The 20,791-nt window shown below is 45.2% G+C and carries 22 protein-coding genes and 15 tRNA genes; 5 read left to right on the top strand and 32 right to left on the bottom strand.

Translation table 11 applies throughout. The features are described from left to right. The first annotated feature begins 10 nt into the window (after nt 1-10). Entirely contained in the window at nt 11-244 is a 234-nt protein-coding gene (locus C1T21_RS23440) for a small acid-soluble spore protein SspI (protein WP_016819939.1), read from the top strand. Nucleotides 245-395: 151 nt separating this feature from the next. On the opposite strand, the gene C1T21_RS23435 is transcribed toward C1T21_RS23440, so the two are convergent. The 3 genes from C1T21_RS23435 to C1T21_RS23425 all read right to left on the bottom strand — a co-directional run bounded on the left by C1T21_RS23435 (nt 396) and on the right by C1T21_RS23425 (nt 4,793). After that, nucleotides 396-1,976, bottom strand: coding sequence for a peptide chain release factor 3 (locus tag C1T21_RS23435; RefSeq protein WP_013311888.1), 1,581 nt, complete (start codon nt 1,974-1,976; stop codon nt 396-398). A 308-nt stretch (nt 1,977-2,284) separates the two neighbouring features. Continuing rightward, nucleotides 2,285-3,841, bottom strand: coding sequence for a glucose-6-phosphate dehydrogenase (gene zwf, locus C1T21_RS23430; protein ID WP_103049952.1), 1,557 nt, complete (start codon nt 3,839-3,841; stop codon nt 2,285-2,287). A gap of 187 nt (nt 3,842-4,028) precedes the next feature. Then, nucleotides 4,029-4,793 carry a YwmB family TATA-box binding protein gene (locus C1T21_RS23425; RefSeq protein ID WP_103050177.1) on the bottom strand — a complete coding sequence of 255 codons (765 nt, stop codon included), beginning with the start codon at nt 4,791-4,793 and terminating at the stop codon, nt 4,029-4,031. A gap of 246 nt (nt 4,794-5,039) precedes the next feature. On the opposite strand from C1T21_RS23425, the gene C1T21_RS23420 reads away from it, so the two are divergent. After that, nucleotides 5,040-5,504 (top strand): hypothetical protein, encoded by a 465-nt coding sequence (locus tag C1T21_RS23420; RefSeq protein WP_103049951.1) that lies wholly within the window; start codon nt 5,040-5,042, stop codon nt 5,502-5,504. Between the two features lie 76 nt (nt 5,505-5,580). Here C1T21_RS23420 and C1T21_RS23415 read toward each other — a convergent pair whose 3' ends face one another. The 14 genes from C1T21_RS23415 to C1T21_RS23340 form a co-directional block, all read right to left on the bottom strand. After that, a complete protein-coding gene (locus C1T21_RS23415) occupies nt 5,581-6,231 on the bottom strand; it encodes a response regulator (protein ID WP_013372995.1) in 651 nt (216 codons plus the stop codon). Further along, nucleotides 6,209-7,288 (bottom strand): sensor histidine kinase, encoded by a 1,080-nt coding sequence (locus C1T21_RS23410; RefSeq protein ID WP_103049950.1) that lies wholly within the window; start codon nt 7,286-7,288, stop codon nt 6,209-6,211. The genes C1T21_RS23415 and C1T21_RS23410 overlap by 23 nt, the downstream gene beginning before the upstream one ends. Before the next feature lie 16 nt (nt 7,289-7,304). Next, complete coding sequence (liaF, locus tag C1T21_RS23405; RefSeq protein WP_061829897.1) at nt 7,305-7,952, bottom strand: cell wall-active antibiotics response protein LiaF; 648 nt, start codon at nt 7,950-7,952, stop codon at nt 7,305-7,307. Between the two features lie 149 nt (nt 7,953-8,101). Continuing rightward, complete coding sequence (locus tag C1T21_RS23400) at nt 8,102-8,806, bottom strand: PspA/IM30 family protein (RefSeq protein ID WP_061829898.1); 705 nt, start codon at nt 8,804-8,806, stop codon at nt 8,102-8,104. Continuing rightward, nucleotides 8,806-9,294, bottom strand: coding sequence for a PspC domain-containing protein (locus C1T21_RS23395; RefSeq protein WP_103049949.1), 489 nt, complete (start codon nt 9,292-9,294; stop codon nt 8,806-8,808). Before C1T21_RS23395 ends, C1T21_RS23400 begins: the two co-directional genes overlap by 1 nt. A gap of 7 nt (nt 9,295-9,301) precedes the next feature. After that, a complete protein-coding gene (locus C1T21_RS23390) occupies nt 9,302-9,973 on the bottom strand; it encodes a PspA/IM30 family protein (RefSeq protein ID WP_103049948.1) in 672 nt (223 codons plus the stop codon). A gap of 86 nt (nt 9,974-10,059) precedes the next feature. After that, on the bottom strand, nt 10,060-10,371 hold the full coding sequence (locus C1T21_RS23385) for a LiaF transmembrane domain-containing protein (RefSeq protein WP_013311898.1): 312 nt from the start codon (nt 10,369-10,371) through the stop codon (nt 10,060-10,062). A 133-nt stretch (nt 10,372-10,504) separates the two neighbouring features. Next, complete coding sequence (locus tag C1T21_RS23380; RefSeq protein ID WP_103049947.1) at nt 10,505-11,725, bottom strand: MFS transporter; 1,221 nt, start codon at nt 11,723-11,725, stop codon at nt 10,505-10,507. A 152-nt stretch (nt 11,726-11,877) separates the two neighbouring features. Then, a complete protein-coding gene (locus C1T21_RS23375) occupies nt 11,878-12,429 on the bottom strand; it encodes a TetR/AcrR family transcriptional regulator (protein ID WP_013311900.1) in 552 nt (183 codons plus the stop codon). Nucleotides 12,430-12,814: 385 nt separating this feature from the next. Further along, on the bottom strand, nt 12,815-13,054 hold the full coding sequence (locus tag C1T21_RS23365; RefSeq protein WP_013373004.1) for a NifU family protein: 240 nt from the start codon (nt 13,052-13,054) through the stop codon (nt 12,815-12,817). A gap of 321 nt (nt 13,055-13,375) precedes the next feature. Continuing rightward, nucleotides 13,376-14,773 carry a Fe-S cluster assembly protein SufB gene (gene sufB, locus C1T21_RS23355; RefSeq protein ID WP_103049946.1) on the bottom strand — a complete coding sequence of 466 codons (1,398 nt, stop codon included), beginning with the start codon at nt 14,771-14,773 and terminating at the stop codon, nt 13,376-13,378. 43 nt (nt 14,774-14,816) lie between these two features. Then, complete coding sequence (gene sufD, locus C1T21_RS23350) at nt 14,817-16,124, bottom strand: Fe-S cluster assembly protein SufD (RefSeq protein ID WP_374703734.1); 1,308 nt, start codon at nt 16,122-16,124, stop codon at nt 14,817-14,819. A 23-nt stretch (nt 16,125-16,147) separates the two neighbouring features. Continuing rightward, the gene (sufC, locus tag C1T21_RS23345) at nt 16,148-16,924 is read right to left on the bottom strand and encodes a Fe-S cluster assembly ATPase SufC (protein ID WP_023990247.1); all 777 of its coding nucleotides are present in this window, start codon (nt 16,922-16,924) and stop codon (nt 16,148-16,150) included. Then, nucleotides 16,905-17,426: a MarR family transcriptional regulator gene (locus C1T21_RS23340; RefSeq protein WP_023990248.1), complete on the bottom strand. Its 522-nt coding sequence runs from the start codon at nt 17,424-17,426 to the stop codon at nt 16,905-16,907. The genes sufC and C1T21_RS23340 overlap by 20 nt, the downstream gene beginning before the upstream one ends. Nucleotides 17,427-17,646: 220 nt before the next feature. Here C1T21_RS23340 and C1T21_RS23335 point away from each other — a divergent pair, with 220 nt between their 5' ends. The 3 genes from C1T21_RS23335 to C1T21_RS28195 all read left to right on the top strand — a co-directional run bounded on the left by C1T21_RS23335 (nt 17,647) and on the right by C1T21_RS28195 (nt 19,253). Continuing rightward, nucleotides 17,647-17,862 carry a hypothetical protein gene (locus C1T21_RS23335; protein WP_025718898.1) on the top strand — a complete coding sequence of 72 codons (216 nt, stop codon included), beginning with the start codon at nt 17,647-17,649 and terminating at the stop codon, nt 17,860-17,862. A 680-nt stretch (nt 17,863-18,542) separates the two neighbouring features. Continuing rightward, nucleotides 18,543-19,040, top strand: a complete 498-nt coding sequence (locus tag C1T21_RS28200; protein ID WP_223821952.1) for a tyrosine-type recombinase/integrase — start codon at nt 18,543-18,545, stop codon at nt 19,038-19,040. Nucleotides 19,041-19,124: 84 nt separating this feature from the next. After that, nucleotides 19,125-19,253 (top strand): hypothetical protein, encoded by a 129-nt coding sequence (locus C1T21_RS28195; protein ID WP_258012605.1) that lies wholly within the window; start codon nt 19,125-19,127, stop codon nt 19,251-19,253. Nucleotides 19,254-19,297: 44 nt separating this feature from the next. Here the strand turns inward: C1T21_RS28195 and C1T21_RS23325 are convergent. The 15 genes from C1T21_RS23325 to C1T21_RS23255 all read right to left on the bottom strand — a co-directional run bounded on the left by C1T21_RS23325 (nt 19,298) and on the right by C1T21_RS23255 (nt 20,712). Further along, nucleotides 19,298-19,376, bottom strand: a tRNA-Leu gene (locus C1T21_RS23325). Nucleotides 19,377-19,387: 11 nt separating this feature from the next. Next, nucleotides 19,388-19,462 (bottom strand) — tRNA-Cys (locus C1T21_RS23320). A 12-nt stretch (nt 19,463-19,474) separates the two neighbouring features. Continuing rightward, nucleotides 19,475-19,546: transfer RNA gene (locus tag C1T21_RS23315), tRNA-Gly, on the bottom strand. Between the two features lie 7 nt (nt 19,547-19,553). Beyond that, a tRNA-Gln gene (locus tag C1T21_RS23310) sits at nt 19,554-19,628 on the bottom strand. A 10-nt stretch (nt 19,629-19,638) separates the two neighbouring features. Beyond that, nucleotides 19,639-19,711 (bottom strand) — tRNA-His (locus tag C1T21_RS23305). 21 nt (nt 19,712-19,732) lie between these two features. Beyond that, a tRNA-Trp gene (locus C1T21_RS23300) sits at nt 19,733-19,806 on the bottom strand. 7 nt (nt 19,807-19,813) lie between these two features. Next, nucleotides 19,814-19,899: transfer RNA gene (locus tag C1T21_RS23295), tRNA-Tyr, on the bottom strand. Between the two features lie 5 nt (nt 19,900-19,904). After that, a tRNA-Thr gene (locus C1T21_RS23290) sits at nt 19,905-19,980 on the bottom strand. A gap of 22 nt (nt 19,981-20,002) precedes the next feature. Further along, nucleotides 20,003-20,075, bottom strand: a tRNA-Phe gene (locus C1T21_RS23285). A gap of 37 nt (nt 20,076-20,112) precedes the next feature. After that, nucleotides 20,113-20,189, bottom strand: a tRNA-Asp gene (locus C1T21_RS23280). Nucleotides 20,190-20,205: 16 nt separating this feature from the next. After that, nucleotides 20,206-20,282 (bottom strand) — tRNA-Met (locus C1T21_RS23275). A 26-nt stretch (nt 20,283-20,308) separates the two neighbouring features. Beyond that, nucleotides 20,309-20,384: transfer RNA gene (locus C1T21_RS23270), tRNA-Val, on the bottom strand. A gap of 68 nt (nt 20,385-20,452) precedes the next feature. Further along, a tRNA-Glu gene (locus tag C1T21_RS23265) sits at nt 20,453-20,524 on the bottom strand. A gap of 17 nt (nt 20,525-20,541) precedes the next feature. Next, nucleotides 20,542-20,633 (bottom strand) — tRNA-Ser (locus C1T21_RS23260). A 3-nt stretch (nt 20,634-20,636) separates the two neighbouring features. Next, nucleotides 20,637-20,712: transfer RNA gene (locus C1T21_RS23255), tRNA-Asn, on the bottom strand. Between the last annotated feature and the right edge of the window lie 79 nt (nt 20,713-20,791).

Raw genomic sequence — 20,791 nt, 5'->3', positions numbered from 1 at the left:
GGAGGTACACATGCCCATTACAATGGATTTACGACAAGCAATTGTTCACAAAGTACACGGCAAATCAGAAGCTGATCTTACGGACATGATTATTGGGTCAGTGGACGGACCGGAGGCCGCTTTGCCTGGATTGGGTGTCATTCTTGAAATTGCTTGGAAGCATATGAGTCCAAACCAGCAGCACGATTTCGTCCATTTGGCACATGAACAAATCGATAAAATCAAACCCGTACCCTTAACCTAGCTCTAGCTATTTAACTTTTTGTTCCGATTTAATTGTGCTCATTATTTTCCCCGTATTCGAAAATGAGAATAGTCCACTCGCATTAACATCGAGTGGACTATTCGTTGTATACACTAAATGACTGAGATCAAACGGTTCTGCATACTCAATCTTATGGAGCCATTTCCAAAAACTTAGCTGTCGGGTTTTTCTCCATAGCCGTACGCATGGCATACTCGTTTTCGAACAAGGCAACATAATTGCCCTTCTTATCCTTTACCAGCGTAGAGTTAATACGGAACTTGCTCGGATCAATCTGATCATCCACAATCCAACGTGCAAATTGGAATGGCATACGCTGAAGCTGTACATCAACGCCATATTCACCCTTCATGCGGTACTCAAATACTTCAAATTGCAGTTGGCCGACAACACCCAATAGCGTATCGTCAAAGCTTACCGTACGGAACACCTGAATCATACCTTCCTCGGTCAACTGATCAATACCCTTCAGATACTGTTTGTGCTTCAGGGCATTTTTCACCGTTACCTTGGCAAAAATCTCTGGCGAGAAGGTCGGCAATTCATCAAACACAACCTCGCTACCTTGGCTGAGTGAATCACCAATACGGAAGATACCCGGGTCAAATAATCCTATAATATCGCCAGGAAAAGCCTCCTCGACAATATCACGGTCCTGTGCCAGGAACTGCTGCGGCTGAGACAGCTTAATCTCCTTACCCATCCGTACATGCTTAACACTCATCCCGCGTTGAAACTTACCGGAGACAATACGCAAAAATGCAATACGGTCACGGTGAGCCGGGTTCATGTTCGCTTGGATTTTAAATACATAGCCGGTAAACTTTTCGTTTGTTGGCTCAATTTCCCCAGCTGTACTACGGCGCGGCTCCGGTTTAGGAGCAAGCTGAAGGAAGTTTTCCAAAAATGTTTGTACACCAAAATTATTAATCGCACTGCCGAAGAATACAGGTGTTAATTCTCCGCGCTGTACTTTCTCCATGTCAAAAGGGTCACCCGCGACGTCAAGCAACTCCAAGTCTTGGCATAATTGGTCATGCAAATATTCGCCCGCCATCTCACGAATGATCGGATCATTGTAATCTTCCACTTTCTGTACTTTGATCGTGGAATGGTCATCTCCCTGAAACAGCTCGACCTGATTTTTGACACGGTCATAGACACCGCACAGCTCGCGTCCTGTACCAATCGGCCAATTCATAGGCACCGAACGGATGCCAAGCACCTGCTCCAGCTCTTCCATCAAATCAAAAGGACTGCGTCCCTCACGATCCAGTTTGTTAATGAAGGTGAAAATCGGAATTCCACGCTTCGCACAAACTTGAAACAGCTTAATCGTTTGCGCTTCCACACCTTTCGCTACGTCAATCAGCATGACTGCACTATCTGCTGCTGTTAATGTACGATACGTGTCTTCACTGAAATCCTGGTGACCTGGGGTGTCCAGAATGTTAATACGATGCCCATTATAATCAAATTGCATTACTGAGGATGTTACAGAGATCCCCCGCTGTTTTTCAATCTCCATCCAGTCACTCGTGGCGTGTTTGCTTGCTTTACGTGCTTTAACTGAACCAGCAAGACGAATCGCGCCCCCGAACAGCAGCAGCTTTTCCGTCAGTGTCGTTTTACCCGCATCCGGGTGAGAAATAATCGCAAACGTACGCCGTTTGTCGACTTCCTGTTGAAGTATATCTGTTGTTTTACTCATTTCACATATCCCTTCATGATCAAATCCATTGCATTACTGCTCAAGCTATTCATAAAAAGGCCATGATGCACGCCTGTTTTCATAAGTTCATCGGCTCTATCGGCTACATTGCCGTTAGCTCCAGTATTCGGCGTACTCCGTTACCATATTCATTATAAATACGATCTATTTACATGTTTTAGCCTGCCTTTAACTTATAATCAGTTGCAAACTGAAAACCTGAGACTAAGCTATTATAGCACACTCCGAACGCAAAGCATCCCCTTACGTCCTGAACAGGACATAGGGGGATGCAGGGCAAATCGGGATTACTGAACGCCGCCTACTCGCCAGATGACATTATCTTCATCCTGACCACTAACCGGCCACCACTTGAAGCCATCCTGCTCCAATAGCTTGTGGGCACCTTCCGGTCCCCATGAGCCTGCAGCATAGGTTTCCAGCGTATCGGGGGCCTGCTGCCATGCTTTGGCGATTCGATCGACGAATCCCCATGCTGTGGCAACCTCATCCCAACGCGTGAAGTACGTCGAATCACCCTCAATTGCATCCATCAGCAGCCGTTCATAAGCCTCCGGTGAGTTGATACCCACCATACAGCTTTGGCAAAAATCCATAGCCAGTGGCTCAATATCTGATTCCGAACCAGGTTTCTTGGCATTGATTTTAATGTAAATGCCCTCCATTGGATTGACCCGAATCACGAGCAAGTTCGGTTCCAGCTTATGCTTTTGACCGAGGTACACGTTCGTTGGCATGCTCTTAAATTCCACAACAATCTCCGTTGTTTTTACAGGGAGACGTTTGCCCGTACGAATATAGAACGGTACGCCAGCCCAACGGAAATTATCAACAAACACGCGTGAAGCAAAATAAGTCTCTGTGTTCGATTGTGGATCAACCTTGTCTTCTTGGCGATACCCCGGCAACTGCTGACCGCGATAACTGCCTTCGGTGTATTGACCACGCACCACATTGGTTTTCACATCGTCAGACGTTTCAAAAGGGCGCAGCGAACGCAGCACTTTTACCTTTTCATCACGGATATCCTCAGGCAACAAACGACTAGGTGGCTCCATCGCAATCATCGTTAGCATTTGCAGCATATGGTTCTGTCCCATATCCCGCAAGGCGCCGGAATGATCGTAGTAACCTCCGCGTTCCTCCACCCCTACCGTTTCACTAAGCGTAATTTGCACATTGGCAATATGCTTATTATTCCACAGTGGTTCAAAGAAGGCATTCGCGAAGCGAATCACCTCAATATTTTGTACCATTTCCTTGCCAAGATAGTGATCAATCCGATAAATTTCTTCTTCGGCAAATACTTCTCGTATTTCAACGTTCAATTCTTGTGCAGATTCGAGGTTATAACCGAATGGCTTCTCAATTACTAGGCGATTCCACCCCTTGCCATCCATCATACCGCCATCTTTCAAGCTCTTCGACACGCTTCCGAATAATTCAGGAGCCAAGGCCAAATAAAACAACCGATTTCCCGGTATGTTAAACTTGCTTTCTATAGACTCCGTCTGCTGTCTCAGCTCATGGAACCCTTCGACATTGTTGATATCCAGCGATTTATATTCAAAATGCTCGGCAAATGCCTGCCATTCTTGATCATTTTCTGCTTTGTAGCGACTAAACTCCTGTATGGAAGCGTACAGGTCATTACGGAATTCTTCCTCTGTGCGAGGACGCCTTGCTACACCAATAACAGCAAAATCTTCAGCAAGCTTGCCTTCGCGGTACAAGCTGTAAATAGCAGGAAAAAGCTTGCGACGAGCCAAATCGCCCGTAGCGCCAAAAATAAACAGAACTGCGCCTTGCGTCACAACAGATTCTTTAGCAGGTATGTCAGCCATGAAGTACCTCATTCTTCCCATGTCAAGATTCCGCAATCCACAATCCCCGAAATCCGCATGTAGTATTGTGTATATTTATACAAGATCATACTTGATTTTCGAAAAACATGGTTCTAAAGATTTGATGATATTTTATCATATCCTACATGGATAAGCTATCCGATGAATCATAAATTTACCTTATAAGTCAGTATTCAATCGTGATGAGCGGAAAACCGAGCGTTATACGTGTATCCTGCTGCTCCTTATCTTCATGTACAGCCATCTGCATCTGGACCTGATGCTCACCGCTTTGAATCATTAACGGCAGCTCTGGAGCTTCATAGGATATAGCCACAGTAGTCACATCCGTATATCTTTCTTTGGCCTGCATGGAGATGTTCCCTGCTAAGCTCGCCTCTGTCAGTTTCAACAGTTGATCTTTGGATTCCTTTGTATGCAGCGAACGCTGAAGGGCTGTGTTCCACTGCGCTTGAATCTCCATAGATTTTAATTGCTCAGCACAAAGCTTATGAAGCTGAATCAACCGCTCACGTCCTGCATCATTGCTCTCTAGTTGAACAACTACATACCATTGTCCAGTTTGACGTTCCATCACATTTAAGCGGATTCTTAGATCCTCACTATCACGAACAGACCGATAAACCGTGTGTCCATTTTCTACAAGTTTGTTTACTGTGGGGATATTCAGCTGATCAGCTATCTGTGCCGCCATATCTGCCGGCTCTTCATGGTTAGAAATCCAATCGCCTTGCCACTTCACAACCAGCTTATCCAGCGTACCCGGGGTCTCGTCCGAGATGGTTAACAATGAGCGTAAAGCCATTTCTGCCTCGCGGGAATCATATCGGTTTGTCTGAAGGGTTCCGTAACGCCAGCCAGCCAGTACCAGCACCGTTCCTAATACCAAAATTGCAATAATCCCCTTTTTAATCAGCTCTGCTTTTATCATTATCGTTCCCCCCGCTCCACAACCATCCGATACCCACCCTACGTTCTGGATACTTTCTTTTTCGGCTGGATTGAAATCTATGAATCTATCAATAGCATTCCCGTTGCCAGAGGTTTTATACATACAGCACTACGGCAAAGCCCTTCTAAAATATTCATCTGCCTACTGGGTGTTCGACCATACACCGTAGGCACCGTAAGAATAGACTATGATCACAATGCATCTTACACCAAAAGAGGTGAAATCATGTTTCCGATTTATCCTGTAAATGAAGCCAATGTGGCACCTCATGGTGGACGTCTGGTCTGTGCCGTTATGCGTGATGGTACACGACACATCGGCATCTTAAGTGGGTGTAGCAAAGGCAAGCTGATGTTGAACGGATATCCACCCTCCTTTCCTGGCAGTCTCTACGCCGGGAGCTACAGTAAAAAAGGAAAACAATCCCCAAAAAAGAATTCCTCTAAAAAGAAAAAAAGGAATCCTAAAAACAAAGCTCGTACCTCTGCCAAACTAAATGCCTTAATTAAGCCGCCCAACGCACCTCTGAGTCCATCCTTTCCTTATGACGCAGGCGGATTTGCTGGAAATGGCTATAGTAGTTATGGAAATGGCAGATCAGGCTATCGCGGCGGGTACGGCGGATATGGATACGGGGCAGGGCTTGCACTAGATCTGGCTTTAATCGCCTTTTTATTCCTCCTGATCTAAACACCTTGTTATGGAACACAAAAAAACCGGAGGACTATTGTCGTCTCCGGTTCTTTGTATCCGTTCATTCTATATTCTACTCTGCTAATCCGTTCTTATAGGCATAGATCGCCGCCTGTGTACGGTCTTCTACTCCTAATTTAGCGAGAAGGTTCGTGACATGGAATTTTACCGTCTTAATCCCGATAATCAGCTCATCTGCGATATCCTGGTTAGACTTCCCTTGTGCCAACAGGCGAAGCACCTCCATCTCACGATCAGTCAGCTCCGTATGCGCGGGTGCCTCAGCCTGTGGCTGGCGGAATCGATTCATCATCTTGGAGGCAACCTGTGACTCTAGTACGGACTGTCCGCGTGCAGCTGCACGGATCGCATCCGCTATCTCGGAAGCACGAGACGTTTTGAGCAAATAGCTGAATGCCCCTGCCTCAATGACAGGATACATTTTCTCATCGTCCAAATAACTCGTCAGCACAATCACCTTTGTCTCTGGAAGCAGGCGAGTTACTTGGCGTGTCGTTTCGATGCCATCCATGCCATCCATGACCAGATCCATCAAAATCACATTTGGCTTGTATTCAGAAGCCAACCGTATGCCTTCTTCTCCGCTTCCGGCCTCGCCGACCACTTCAATACCTTCTTCCGTCCCCAGCACCGCCGCAAGACCAATCCGTACCATTTCATGGTCGTCTACCAGCAGTACGCTAATCGGTAATTCCGTCTCCATGATCATCGTTCCTTCCGCTTTCATCATTAATAACTGGCACGGACACCTCAATCCGTGTTCCTTTTCCTGGAGCCGTTATATACTGAATAGCTCCCCCAATTTCACTGACCCGCTCCTGCATTGTGGATAATCCATATGAAGTCTGCTTTTTCTCATCCAGTTCAAAACCAATACCGTTATCCCGAATCGTCAGCCTGATGGAATCCGGGCGTTGCACGATACGAATTTCCATGCGGGTTGCTTTGGCATGGCGCAATGTATTAGACATCGCTTCCTGAACAATGCGAAACAAGTGGTTCTCAATGCCTTTAACCAACTGTACTCCGCTTTCAATCTCAAAATCAATCTCCATCGGTACCTTTGCCTGCAACTCTTGTACCAAATCACGCAAACCCTGCTCAAGCCGTTTCCCTTCCAGATAGACAGGCCGTAGATGAAGTAGTAACGCCCGCATTTCGGATTGTGCCACGGAAGACATTTCTTCAATTAGCGCAACTTGACGCTGCGCTTTATCAAAATCCTTATCCAGCGTCCTCCCCACAGCCGTCGCCGTCATTGAAATAGCAAATAATTGCTGTGATACGGCGTCATGCAACTCTCTGGCCAGCCGCTGTCGCTCCTCCACAATCGCAGTCATCCGTGCTTGTTCTGCAAGCTGAGCATTATCCGTGGATAAGCGTTGTAAAGACGTAACTTGTTCCTGCCATTTACGCCCAATCCGTTCCAGCTGCTCTCCCAACCTGCCAAGCTCATCATGCCCTAGGGGCGGCAACTCACGTGCAGGCGTTCCCTTTTCCCACATCAGCAACGTCTCTCTCAACATTTCCAGTCTGCTTTTAAAGCGGTAGCTTTCATAAAATCCGTACATTGCCCCTGTACCAATCAACACCAGTATAACGGCTCCTGCAACTTTCAATATCATTCCCCAGGTTGGGAACGACTTCACATATCCATATGTATACAGCATATAAAAGACAACTACGCCCACAACAACACACAGGAGGATACCTTCACCCATACTGCGGGTTACCATGTTGGACGTTTTTTTATGATTCATCCCGGCTCCTCCTGATTCAATAAAATCGGACGCGGACATCGCCCGCCAAGTACGAAACGACAAACTTCACTTTATACTCACTCTGCTCAAAATGGGGGGACTTCCAAACCAGTCGATTGAGCATCCCCGCCTCATGATCCCGGTCAAACTGAATCTGTCCGAACAATATGAACATCTCCACCTCTACACCGTAATTATCCGGTAGGGTGATGTCAATGTCACCGAAGATCCCCTGTAAAAATATAACGGGCTCACGTTCCTCTGGGAGAGCCAACGTCAGGTCGGCATCCACGTCCCCAACCACATGCCATATGCTTGTGCTGCGCAAGCTCCAAGGCACTTCATCCCATTTATGATTGGATATAAAATTGTGCTTGAATATGGAGCTTTGACCTTTATGCAGCTTCCTTGAACGTGAATAGAATACAGCTAATGATGCTAGTGTAACTACCACAAACAGGAACAAATGATCCAGTACTAACAATCCAGCACCAATCGCGAGCATCGTGTAGCCCTTTTTGATTTTGGAATTGCGGATCTTATATATTCCGGCCAACATTAGGATCAGTGCAACCACGGAGAGGAACCCAATCCACTGACCGAATAAAATGATAATCCCGATGCCAATCCCTGCCAGTGCCAAGGCTGATTTTCTTCTCTCCATGCTGCACCCCCTTTTTGTTTATACAGGACGGAAAAGCCATAGTGGCGCAACATTCCGCCATATGGCTTTCCTGAACCATACAGATTAGGCACGATCATCGACCAATGTCCATTCCATACAGCATATCATAATGTCTTGTTTCCGAGTAGTCAGTCCTTCTTCATATCGACTGGTTTAGCACCTGTCTGAATTTTGGACTTAAGCTGTTGAAGCTGCTCATCCACTTTAAACTGTTTTTCAGCCTCAGCCGGATTAACATATGCTTCTCCTGGAGCTTGACGGTAAGGAGCACGCAGTACGTCAGCTTCAGCTTCCATTTGCATGATTTTTTCTTCCATACGGTGGAAGCCCAATGAAGCAGACCCACTTTCAATCGTGTGCAAACTATTGATTTGAGACATTTGCTTTTTGGCTTTCGCCATTTGAGCACGGGATACCAACTCATTGCGCTTGTTGCGCATTTTATAGAATTCATCTTTCATGTCGTGAAGCTGCTGTACCAATTCTTTTGCTTGAAGCTCAGCTTGTGTATGCAAGTCGCGGTATTCGTCCTGCTTTTGCACAAAATAAATCTTCTCTCCCAACAGCTTGCGCGCTACTTCTTCCTGACCATTTCGTAATGCGGATTCAGCTTGCTTCTCACGCTCATTGGATACACGTACCGCTTCCTCCAAACGCTGTTTCATACGTCGTTCATTCGCCATTTGCTTGGCAACCGTTACCTCAGCCTCGTGAATTTCCGCCTCCATATCGCGCAGATATTGATTCAACATAATAATCGGATCTTCCACTTTATCCAACACTTCATTCACCGATGCTCTTGTCATATCCTTCATTCTTTTAAAGATCCCCATTATTTACGTTCTCCCTTCTCAAATTGCTCTACTTTTTTGCGTAACTCTGCCAATTCTTTTTTCATTGCCTTTTTCTCGATATCTTCCATCATGGAATCCAGGTCACTGTTCTGATCTGTGTTAAATTTGGATGAGTTGCGGGCATCTTGACCAAAAAACGGGTTCGAATTGCCGTATGCACCGCCCTGATTGTAACCAGTTCCCTGCCCATACTGCGATCTTGTATTGTTACTGCCATAATAGCGCGGATCCTGTTGATTGTAGGGTCCGCTGTCAGGGCCAAATCCTCCATCGAAAGGTGATCTCGGCTCCTTGGAGATAACCAGTGCCGCAATCACATAAATCATAAATGTGGTTCCTGCTGTAATAAAGAAACTGATCACAACCAGAATACGAATCCATGTTGAGTCCATTCCTGTTGCGTCAGAAAGACCGCCACATACACCTGTTATTACTCTATCCCGGCTTGATCTGTAAATTCGGGTCATTATCAAATTACTCCTTCCCGCTGTTGTTCAGCTTGCTTTTCAGTCTCGCCCACTCTTGTTCGAGCAGCGATCCACCGCCTTGGGCATCCTGTGTATGGTCGCCCTCACCCCGACGTAAATCACGCAGACTCATCGTTTCTGCTTCCATATCGGCTACCCGGTCTTCCAAGCGGTTGAACATTCGGGGAACATTCCGTCCACCGTATGTACCAGCCCGTTCGTTCATTTGCTGCTGGAGTCTCAACGTTTGTACACGTGCCGCATAATACTGACGCTTGCTGTGTACCGTTTGATATTCTGTCTTTAATGTATCTAGCTGTTGTTCCAGCTCACGTAGTGATTCACGGCTCTGCTCCCACAGTTCTCTATACTGCTCTTCTTTTTCTGCATATAGCATTTTCTCCTGAAGGGCCAGCTTCGCGATATGTTCTTCATCAGCCTTCAAAGCCAGTAGCGCCTGTTCCTCCCGTTTGGTCTGCATGGACAATGCATGATCCAACTGCTGCTTCATCTGTCTTGTATGCATCGCATACTGTTGATGGAGTTTTTCCGCTTCGGCAATTTCCTGGCGGGTATTATACAAGAACTGGTCAATCAGTTGCACTGGGTCTTGGCTTTGTTCCAAATGCTCATTGAAGGTCGCTACCGTGATATCGCGCATTCTTCGAAAAACACTCATTTGCGTCTGCTCCTTTCACAATTCGTATCCCATAATTCAATACTTCGTTACTGCAATCTTTCTTAATTCTTGCTAAACTGCTAAAATCAGTAACGTCTTCTGCGGTCACTCAGCAGGGAAACACCAAATATGATTAACCCGATTGCCAGTAGCGGTCCCAGAAGCCAGGACAGTTTGCCAAGCAAAATCAGTACCCCAAGTACGAGTACGATCCAGCCGAAGAGCGCATTTCCTTTTTTCACACCGTAGTAGCCTAGCATCACCATAGCTATCGGAATTAAGTAACCAATCAGATGTCCTAAAAAGTGACCGAAAAACGGAGTAAACTTACCGAGCAGCATAATCGAACCCAACACGATCAGTACAATGGCTAACCCATTCCCTTTGTTAACTCTCATCATCTCTCACCGCCTTTCACTGTGTCTTGCTTATGTTCTTATTGTACGCTGAACAAGCGTTTGACAAAACGGACCCCAGACGGTTTTTGAACCTAGACCTAAGTCGGGGATGAGTATAGACCTGCGGCTATCCTCATCTACGCTGTTCTGCTGTACGGGCTATCGAGTGTTGCTCACCCGCTTGCTTGGAACGTAGTGAAAGGACGAGACAAGCCAGTAACGCTATAGCTGCAACCATATAAGGCAGATTAATATGAACATCGAACAGCAATCCCGCAACAAGCGGTCCAATCACATTACCCAAGCTGGTATAGGACGAGTTCATGCCTGCCACAAAGCCTTGCTCATCTCCAGCCTGCCGCGATAGAGAAGTGCTTACTGCCGGACGAAGGATATCCATAGCCAGAAAAATGATGAAGGTCGTCAGCATAATCATCACGTACTGTTCAGCAAATAGGGTTAGAAAAATGAACAGGCCCCCAATAGCCAAACAGAGGTGAATTACTTTTTTCTCTCCAAAACGATTAATGATCCATCCAAATATAGTCGCTTGGACAACTGCTCCCAAAATGGAGCCTGTCGTTATGATGATGGCAATATCCATCGGTGTAAAACCATATTTATGGTCAACAAACAGTCCAAATACTGTTTCAAAGTTCGCTAACCCAAAAGCAACGACAAATACAATGAGTAAACCCATGAAATATGGAGATTGATATGACTTGGCAAATTGCTGCAAAAGATTTTCTTTTTGACGTGGAAGCTCTCTATTATATTGTTGCTTTTCCTTGCTTAAAGACTCAGGCAGTACTAACAGAGACAAGATAGCTGCTATTCCCGCAGCTCCTGCTGCCGCAAAAAAGGGAATGCGTATTCCATATGTGGCAAGCAATCCGCCAATCCCTGGCCCGATTATGAAGCCAGTGTTGATCGCTGCGTTGATCATACCCATTCCCTTGCCTCTTTCCTCAAACGAGGTCACGTCAGCGACATAGGCCATAATAGAAGGAGTAAGCAACGCTGCCCCTGCTCCACCCATGATTCGTGCTATGAACAGGGTAGGAATGGAATTCGCCAGTCCAAAAACAAGCTCTGATAACATGAAGATGAACATCCCGGAAACAATCAACTTTTTACGTCCATAACGATCAGACAACTTTCCTGACAATGGTGATAACAAAAGCTGTGTCAACGCAAAAGCTGCAACCATCAGTCCCATCGAGGAACCATTCATCCCTAGCTCACTTATAAACTTAGGTAACACAGGAACAACTAAGCCAATCCCCATGAATGCCAAAAAAATGTTAAGCATCAATAACAGCATTGCTCCTCGATTTCTTGTGAGTATAGACATATTTCCACCCTTCCTTTTCCGTATCTCTTTATCAACATCAGGTAAACTTCATTATTCTTTTTCAAAAACAATTGAAACTAAAATTGTTTTCTTAGTTTTCATATAAAAAAATGGCCTCTTCAAATATGCAGCATATTGTTGAGGCTATTTTTTTATTTTTCGACCAATCCGAACAACAAAATATCTACAATAGAATAAGTTGCTTCCTCTACCGTCACACTGTTATCCAGAAAGAAACGCTGATCAAGCGTTAAATTTACAGATTCAATAATAAGCTTCATGATCAGAGCCTCATTTTTGTTCACAATAATTCCTTCTCGGATGCCTTCCTGAATTAATGTTCTAATCGGAGACCAGTCATTTAAATCGGCATGTACCCTTTTCCATTGCTCAGGATAATACTTTTTCATCTGGTCCAATATTCTTAAATCGTAAAACTTATAATACAGAGGCATGACCCTAATCGACTGCTTAATCTTGTCTAACAAAGATAACTCATTATTTTCGATAATTTGCTCAGTTTTTCGAATCATATCATCATTTGTACGCTCAATAAGTGTTTCTAAAATAAGCGTCTTAGACGAAAAATTTTCATACAATGTACGCTTACTAATAGCGAGTCTTTTCGCAAGATCATCCATCGTAAATTTCAATCCATTTTCATGAACTTCCTCTACAAAAGCCTCCAAAATTCTTTCCTGCATATTCGTCCTCATTTCTTTCGCGCTCAGTAAACTAGAAAAGTTTTTTCAGTACCATCATCTTACGATAAGATCAAAGCGCTGGTCAAATCCATGTTAACCTTGTTGCCAAAATCATGAATATATAATAAAAAGGATGATAAAATGCCTTTAAGCATTTTATCATCCTTTTGTGTATACCGGCGAGAGGACTCGAACCTCCACGGTTTCCCACTCGATACCGAATACAATCTTGATAATACTTTGTTTGATGAAGTAAAAAAAGTGTTGCTCGTCGATTTCGACCCGCAAGGTAATCTGTCGATGTACTTTGGTATTGAGCAGCGGGATCAACTTCCATAGCTATGGTCTGCGACAGGACTAACTCAGTTGCTCAGTATCAAGGAATTTAGAATACTTGTACAACTTCTTTAATATCATCAATTTCCTCAAGAATTGCGCGCTCAATAGCAACCTTTAACGTAATCGTAGCACTTGGGCAACCATTGCAAGCTCCCAAAAATCTTAGTTTTGCTATACCGTTCTCAACCTCGACCAGTTCAGCATCTCCACCGTCACGCAGTAAGAAAGGACGTAGTTTGAGAAGAACTTCCGATACTTCATCGAATAAAACTCCATTTTCATCCATTATGTCAACTCCTCCCATTGTTTTACCAACCGTCAATTTAGACCTTTTTTCACCCTAGATCGTCTGAGTGATCCTTTGCTTTTTGCCTAAGAGTGACCTCTTGATCCGAAAGTTCCCTTATAAGCGTATGAATAGAGTCTAAAGGTATCATCACACCACAACTTGCGCTCAATCCTGACAGCATATTGAAGCAGAACTGAAGTTTTCGTATCTCTCGGGTAATTTGAGCTAGTTCTGAATCGTCCGAATTATTTTTCTTCATTACTAGCACCTCGCACTTCTTTAAAGAATGATAAAGGTTTGATCTATTAAATTAATGAATCAACCGATGCTTCCTTCCATCTCAAATTGAATCAACCGATTCATTTCAACGGCATATTCCATTGGCAATTCTTTGGTAAACGGTTCAATAAAGCCCATTACAATCATTTGTGTAGCATCTTGTTCTGTAAGCCCGCGGCTCATTAAGTAAAACAATTGTTCCTCGGACACTTTGGATACTGTTGCCTCGTGCTCCAAAGTAATCTGATCGTTTTTAATTTCATTGTACGGAATCGTATCTGATGTTGACATGTTGTCCAATATCAACGTATCGCACTTAATATTGGACTTGGACCCTGCGGAATCGCGGCTGAAGCTGGACAACCCTCGGTAGTTTACTTTTCCGCCCTGCTTGCTGATGGATTTGGATATAATCGTAGATGTTGTCTCGGGAGCAAGGTGGATTACCTTCGCGCCAGCATCTTGATGCTGATCTTTACCGGCTACGGCAATAGACAGGATGGACCCCTTGGCTCCCCGTCCTTTCAATAATACTGCCGGATACTTCATTGTTACCTTGGAGCCGATGTTGCCGTCCACCCATTCCATTGTGGCATTTTCTTCTGCCACAGCCCTTTGGGTTACCAAGTTGTAGATATTAGGAGCCCAATTCTGAATGGTCGTGTAACGGACACGGGAATCTTTCCGGCAAATAATTTCAATAACTCCACTATGCAGAGAACTGGTACTATAAATAGGTGCTGTACATCCTTCAACATAATGGACAAAGCTGCCCTCTTCGGCAATAATTAATGTCCGCTCGAATTGACCCATATTTTCAGAATTAATACGGAAATAACCTTGTATAGGAACCTCGCACTGAACACCCTTCGGAATGTATACAAAGCTACCGCCTGACCAAACCGCACTATTAAGCGCCGCAAATTTATTGTCGGCGGGAGGGATGATCGTCCCAAAATGTTGCTTAAACACTTCGGGGTATTGCTTTAATGCACTATCCGTATCAAGGAAAATAACGCCCTGATCCTCCAGGTCTTTCCGCATGCTGTGATAAACTACTTCCGACTCATATTGAGCGGATACGCCCGCCAGGAATTTTTGCTCCGCTTCAGGGATTCCCAGCTTGTCAAAGGTTGCTTTGATCTCGGAAGGAACCTCCTCCCAGGTCTTTCCCTGTTTTTCAGAAGGGCGAACGTAATACTGGATGTCATCAAGATTTAGCCCGGTCAAATCCGCTCCCCATTCAGGTATCGGCATTTTGTAGAATTGATTCAAAGCTTTCAACCGAAAATTGAGCATCCACTCCGGCTCTTCCTTGATTCGGGAAATTTCCCGGACAATCTCTTCCGTCAGACCTTTTCCAGATTGAAAAATAGACTGGTGCTTGTCGCGAAACCCATATTTATATTCGCCCATATCTGGTGCTTTTTTAGCCATTAGTATCACTCCTTTTTAACCTTTCAAGATTCATTTTGATTTGCTATGATCTGCCGAGCTTGCTTTCCACTAAATCTTTTAGGCGACTGCGAACACCTTCCAGTGGGATCTCCGAAATGACAGGAGCGAGAAATCCGAAAATAACAAGATGTTCGGCTTCACTCCGTGGTATCCCGCGCGACATCAGATAATAGATTTGCTCTGCATTTACTTGCCCCACGGATGCAGCATGACCCGCGGTTACATCATCCTCATCTATCAGCAGGATCGGATTGGCATCGCCGCGAGCTTTAGGACTTAGCATAAGCACGCGTTCTGTTTGCTGACCATCACAATGGGTTGCACCTTTTTCAATCTTTGTAATGCCGTTGATAATGGCCGTAGCTTCTTCAAGCATGACTGCACGCGTAATCATCTGGCTTACCGAGCTTCTGCCAAAATGCTGAGCTTGAGTTGTATAGCTCGATTTTTGATTGCCCGTGCCAATAGCAATCACCTTATTGTCGGAGACCGCCCCGTTGCCTTGTAGCAAAGTCTTGGTATCGCTGGCGGTATAACCATTGTTCATCTCACCGATAATCCATTCCACACCCCCATCAGCAAGAACGACCGCCCGTCGCTGGGTGAAATCTGTTGTAGTTGCAGCAAGCTGATGAACCGAAGCTACTTGCACCTTTGAGCCCGCCCCCGCGAAGACCTCCGTCACACCGTTATGCAATACCTTGACATCATCACCACTCGATACACAATTATCCACATAAGTGATCTTGCTGTTGCTCCCTGCCACAATTAAGACGTGAGGAGCAAAACACACACCGCTTGTATCGTTAAGAAAGATCGCTTGAATAGGTGCTTCAACCTCTACACCGTCTGGGACATATAGAAAAACGCCACCACTCCATAAGGCACTGTGTGCAGCAGATAAACGATGTTCTTCTGGCTTTACTGCCTGAAAGAGATAACGTTGAACCAGCTCCTCATGCTCTTTTGCCGCAGTATGCAGATCCGTTAAAATGACTCCCTGGGCGGCTAAGCTCTCGGACAATTTCGTATACACTACATCCGAGTTGAACTGAACGATTAGTCCGCCTTTCACCGGAGAAGCAACCAAACCTCGAACAACCTCCGGCACTTCCTCCAAACTAGACCACGCATTCTCAGCTTTGTAATCTCCACTTTCGTAGATATCCCATTTTTCAAGATTGATTTTCTCCACTTTAGGCAACTCCAGCGTCCCTGCCAGTTCGAGTGCGTGAACGCGGCGTTCAATCAGCCAACGAGGTTCATCCTTAGCGCTTGACCATGCGCGTAAATCGTCCACATTCATTGAAACTCTAGCTTGTTTATCCACGTGCTGTTCCTCCTCTCCGGCTTTTAAGCTTCCCTTACCGTCTCATCCGTAATCCCAAGTTCCTCCTTCACCCAATCGTATCCTTCAGCCTCCAAACGGTGGGCAAGCTCCGGACCGCCAGATTTAACTATCCGGCCTTGCATCATGACATGCACAAAATCCGGGGTAATATAATTCAACAGTCGTTGATAATGGGTGATGATTAAAAAGCCTCTATCCGGGCTGCGCATCTCATTTACGCCATTGGCCACAATACGCAGTGCATCAATATCAAGCCCTGAGTCCACTTCATCCAGGATCACAAACTTGGGTTCAAGTAGCATCATTTGCAAAATCTCATTCCGCTTTTTTTCACCGCCAGAGAATCCCTCATTCAAATAACGATGCACAAATTCCGGGTTCATCTCCAGCCCCTTCATTTTGCTCTCCATTTCACGGATAAAACGGATTAAGGATATCTCATCGCCTTCTTCACGCCGTGCATTGATGGCACTTCTGAGAAAGTCCGAGTTGGTCACGCCAGCAATTTCACTTGGGTATTGCATAGCGAGGAACAAGCCTGCCTGGGCACGCTCATCCACCTCCATCTCCAGAAGGTCTTCATTGTCCAATGTCACCTTACCGCCAGTAACCTCATATTTGGGATGGCCCATTAAAGCTGAAGCCAATGTACTTTTTCCCGTCCCATTAGGCCCCATAATCGCATGAATCTCTCCGCCATGAATCTCCAGTGTGAGCCCTTTTAAAATTTCTTTCCCTTCAATCTTGGATCTTAATTCCTCAATCTTTAATGTCGTCATTTATCGTAAACTTCCCTTCGGAGTATTCTTCGGCACGCGCCACCAAATCACTCATAAATTTTCCAATAGTCTGCAGCTCAACCTCTGAATAGGATTCAATGAATTGGTAAAACCTTTCTTCTTTTTCTTTGTGCAGTTCTTTATGCAAATGATAAACGTGTCTTCCCTTATCCGTTAAACTAAAGTAAATCTCCTTACGATTGCTGTTCAGTTGACTTCTCATAATGAAACCCATTTCCAGCAGCTTTGCACTAATTTTAGTAATGCTAGCTTTGGACAACCCCATCTTCTCCACAATCCCGGTATGATTTATCGGTTCATAATCACCAATGCAATCAATAACGTGTACACTAGTAATATTGTTGGAGAGCATGTCAATCTGGTACTTTCTGGCCTGTTGCCGAAACGAGTTAAATTCTTGTTCAGTATACAGCTCATTCAGATGTAGCATTTTAATATATTGCTCGTAAAGATGACCTTTAAAATGATTTTGAAACTCCAATTTCCCAATCTCCCCTCTCTTGTAGTAGTTGCAGACCAAGTTCAGTGTCACCATTAGATTGTTTTTTGTTCACCAGTGAACAAAATTATATTAACACAATTGATATTGATAATCAATATCAATTGTGTTAAATGTGACGCAATTTTGGAGGCGCTTTTCATGGGTTTGTTGTCATTGTCATCGGCCTCATGCTGTGTTTTGACTAGGGCACGTCCCGGAAATGGTTTTGCCTACCTCTGATCAATCCTGCTTTGCGGGGGTTGAACAATGGAACCAATTCGGCAGCACCCGGATGGATCTGGTAACCGAAGCCAAATCCAATACCGTTGCCTATGAACGTCATGGTACACCTGCCACAGACCGGGGCCGCTACCGTAAAAAGAGGACAAAGGTGGTGCTTGGCCGAGCTGTTTTAAAGCCGTATCGCCGCGTTTGAGTACGCTATCGTGAGCATGTATGGCAAAGAATAATCCGTCAGTTACCTGTGTCTGGATATGTTATGGGGCCAAAGAGTATACCGAAAACTGTGGTTTTTGCTGGTGAATCCGAACAGGCAATGCTCCATTCTAGCCAGCACCGATCTGACACTGGAGGCGACCTAGATCATCGAACTTTATACCGCCCGGTTCAAAATCAAATGCACCTTCTGGGCGCTAAAGCAATCCATCGGCGGATTCAGCTACCACTTTTGTAGCAAATCTATTCCGAAGCTCAACCGGTATTTGAAAAAGGATCGGGTTCACCCTCTGGAGTTATTGGAAGAGGAGAAAGCGCAACGGGACATCCGCCTAACTGTAAAGATGAGAATGGTAAACGATAACCAAAATGGATCCCTACGGGCTTAAGATAAAAGGAACCAAGAAAAGAGCCGAAATCTTGCTTCAGGAAGCCAGGAAGAATTATCATATGGAAGGACAAGCACTCGCGGTTGAAAACGAAGATATGCTGTAAGAGTAAAAGCGGCTACTCCATCCGGTAATAGCAAAAGGCTGTTCGCAGACTTTATGCTTCAATGGCTAGAGATGATGAAAAACAGTATCGGGCTTATCTCCTATATCTCCTATTCCGACACTGTAAAAGGCCGCGTAGATCCTTTTTCCGAGAGAAAGGGATGTATTGCTTGATGATTTAACTACAGAGGATTTTCAGACCTTGTATACCCATGAAATGAATGTGCAAGGTGTCAGCGCCAATACCGTTATTCATTACCACGCGAACATTTGCAGAGCCCTTCAGTATGCCGTGAAAATAAAGCCGATTGTGGCGAATCTCCCTGACTTAGTTGAAAGCCCAAAAAAGAACAATTACGTCGTGAGCTTCTACAATGCCGAGGAACTGAATCAACTCCTCGCAGTAATCCGAGGCGAAAGAATTGAGCTTTCCGTTATCCTGGCTGCCTTTTATGGGCTAAGCCGAAGCGAGGTCGTAGGATTAAAATGGTCGGCTATTGATTTATTGAATTGGACTATTAATATTAAACATACCGCCACATCGGGCAATTTGAATGGTAGATATATTGAAATTGAAAAGGACCGAACCAAGAATAAAGCCAGTCGCCGTATACTGCCACTGGTGGACACGTTCTATGAGCTTCTGATCCGTATGAAGGAATAACAGGAATCCTATCGCTTATCTTCTGACAATTCTTATTGTCTTGAATACCTGGAGTATATTTATGTAGATGTATTAGGGGTAAGCATGAAAGAAGTTCAGGAATGGTTAGGCCACAGCGATTATGCAACAACGGCAAATATTTATTCGCATTTGGAATACAACTCAAAGGTGTCTTCAGCTCAAGCAATGAGTGGGGTACTAAAGCTCAAATAAAAAAAGCCCACTAGAGATTATCTCTAATGAACTCTTTTAGTTAATACCGGCGAGAGGACTCGAACCTCCACGGTTTCCCACTCGATTTTGAGTCGAGCGCGTCTGCCATTCCGCCACGCCGGCGTATTCAATTATGGAGGCGCCACCCAGATTTGAACTGGGGAATAAAGCTTTTGCAGAGCTTTGCCTTACCACTTGGCTATGGCGCCAGAGTGTAACAAAGCGGACGACGGGAATCGAACCCGCGACCCTCGCCTTGGCAAGGCGATGCTCTACCGCTGAGCCACGTCCGCATAAAGATGGCTGGGGATATAGGATTTGAACCTATGCATGACGGAGTCAAAGTCCGTTGCCTTACCGCTTGGCTAATCCCCAATAAGTAAAGGGCGGCCGATGGGGCTTGAACCCACGAATGCCGGAGTCACAGTCCGGTGCGTTAACCACTTCGCCACGACCGCCGCAAGTAATGAATGATTGATTGGCAGGGGCAGCAGGAATTGAACCCACACCAACGGTTTTGGAGACCGTTGTTCTACCTTTAAACTATGCCCCTATAAAACTGGTGGAGGATGATGGATTCGAACCACCGAACCCGTAAGGGAGCAGATTTACAGTCTGATGCGTTTGGCCACTTCGCTAATCCTCCAAAAATGGTGCCGGCGAGAGGACTTGAACCCCCAACCTACTGATTACAAGTCAGTTGCTCTACCAGTTGAGCTACACCGGCACATAAAATATTCAATTAAAAGTGGCTCGGGACGGAATCGAACCGCCGACACGAGGATTTTCAGTCCTCTGCTCTACCGACTGAGCTACCGAGCCTTATTCTAAGGTTCATCATTAAACGTTGTATTACTAATGGCGGAACTGACGGGATTCGAACCCGCGATCTCCTGCGTGACAGGCAGGCATGTTAGGCCTCTACACCACAGTTCCATAATAAATTTTAAATTGGTTGCGGGGGCAGGATTTGAACCTGCGACCTTCGGGTTATGAGCCCGACGAGCTACCGAACTGCTCCACCCCGCGACAGTAATAAATATTTATTTTTCAAATGGTGGAGGCTGAGGGGCTCGAACCCCCGACCCTCTGCTTGTAAGGCAGATGCTCTCCCAGCTGAGCTAAGCCTCCACAATTAAGCACTTCTCATATTATACCATAATGAACTTTTTATTGCAAGTTCTTTTATGATATTTTTATGACCCGTAGGGGATTCGAACCCCTGTTACCTCCGTGAAAGGGAGGTGTCTTAACCCCTTGACCAACGGGCCATGCTACAAATGAATTATGGCGGAGAGAGAGGGATTCGAACCCTCGAGACGCTTTTGGCGCCTACACGATTTCCAATCGTGCTCCTTCGGCCAACTCGGACACCTCTCCATATGGCTCCCCGAACAGGACTCGAACCTGTGACAACTCGATTAACAGTCGAGTGCTCTACCAACTGAGCTATCAGGGAATATTAAACATTTATATCAAGGTTACACCCTGAAAACTGGATCCGAAACTCATTTGCGTTTTATCTTAGGATAAGCCCT

The sequence above is a fragment of the Paenibacillus sp. F4 genome (genome assembly GCF_002894905.1).
Taxonomy (GTDB): domain Bacteria; phylum Bacillota; class Bacilli; order Paenibacillales; family Paenibacillaceae; genus Paenibacillus; species Paenibacillus polymyxa_B.
The sequence above is the reverse complement of the archived record's forward strand: the minus strand, read 5'-3'. Positions and strand labels throughout refer to the sequence as shown.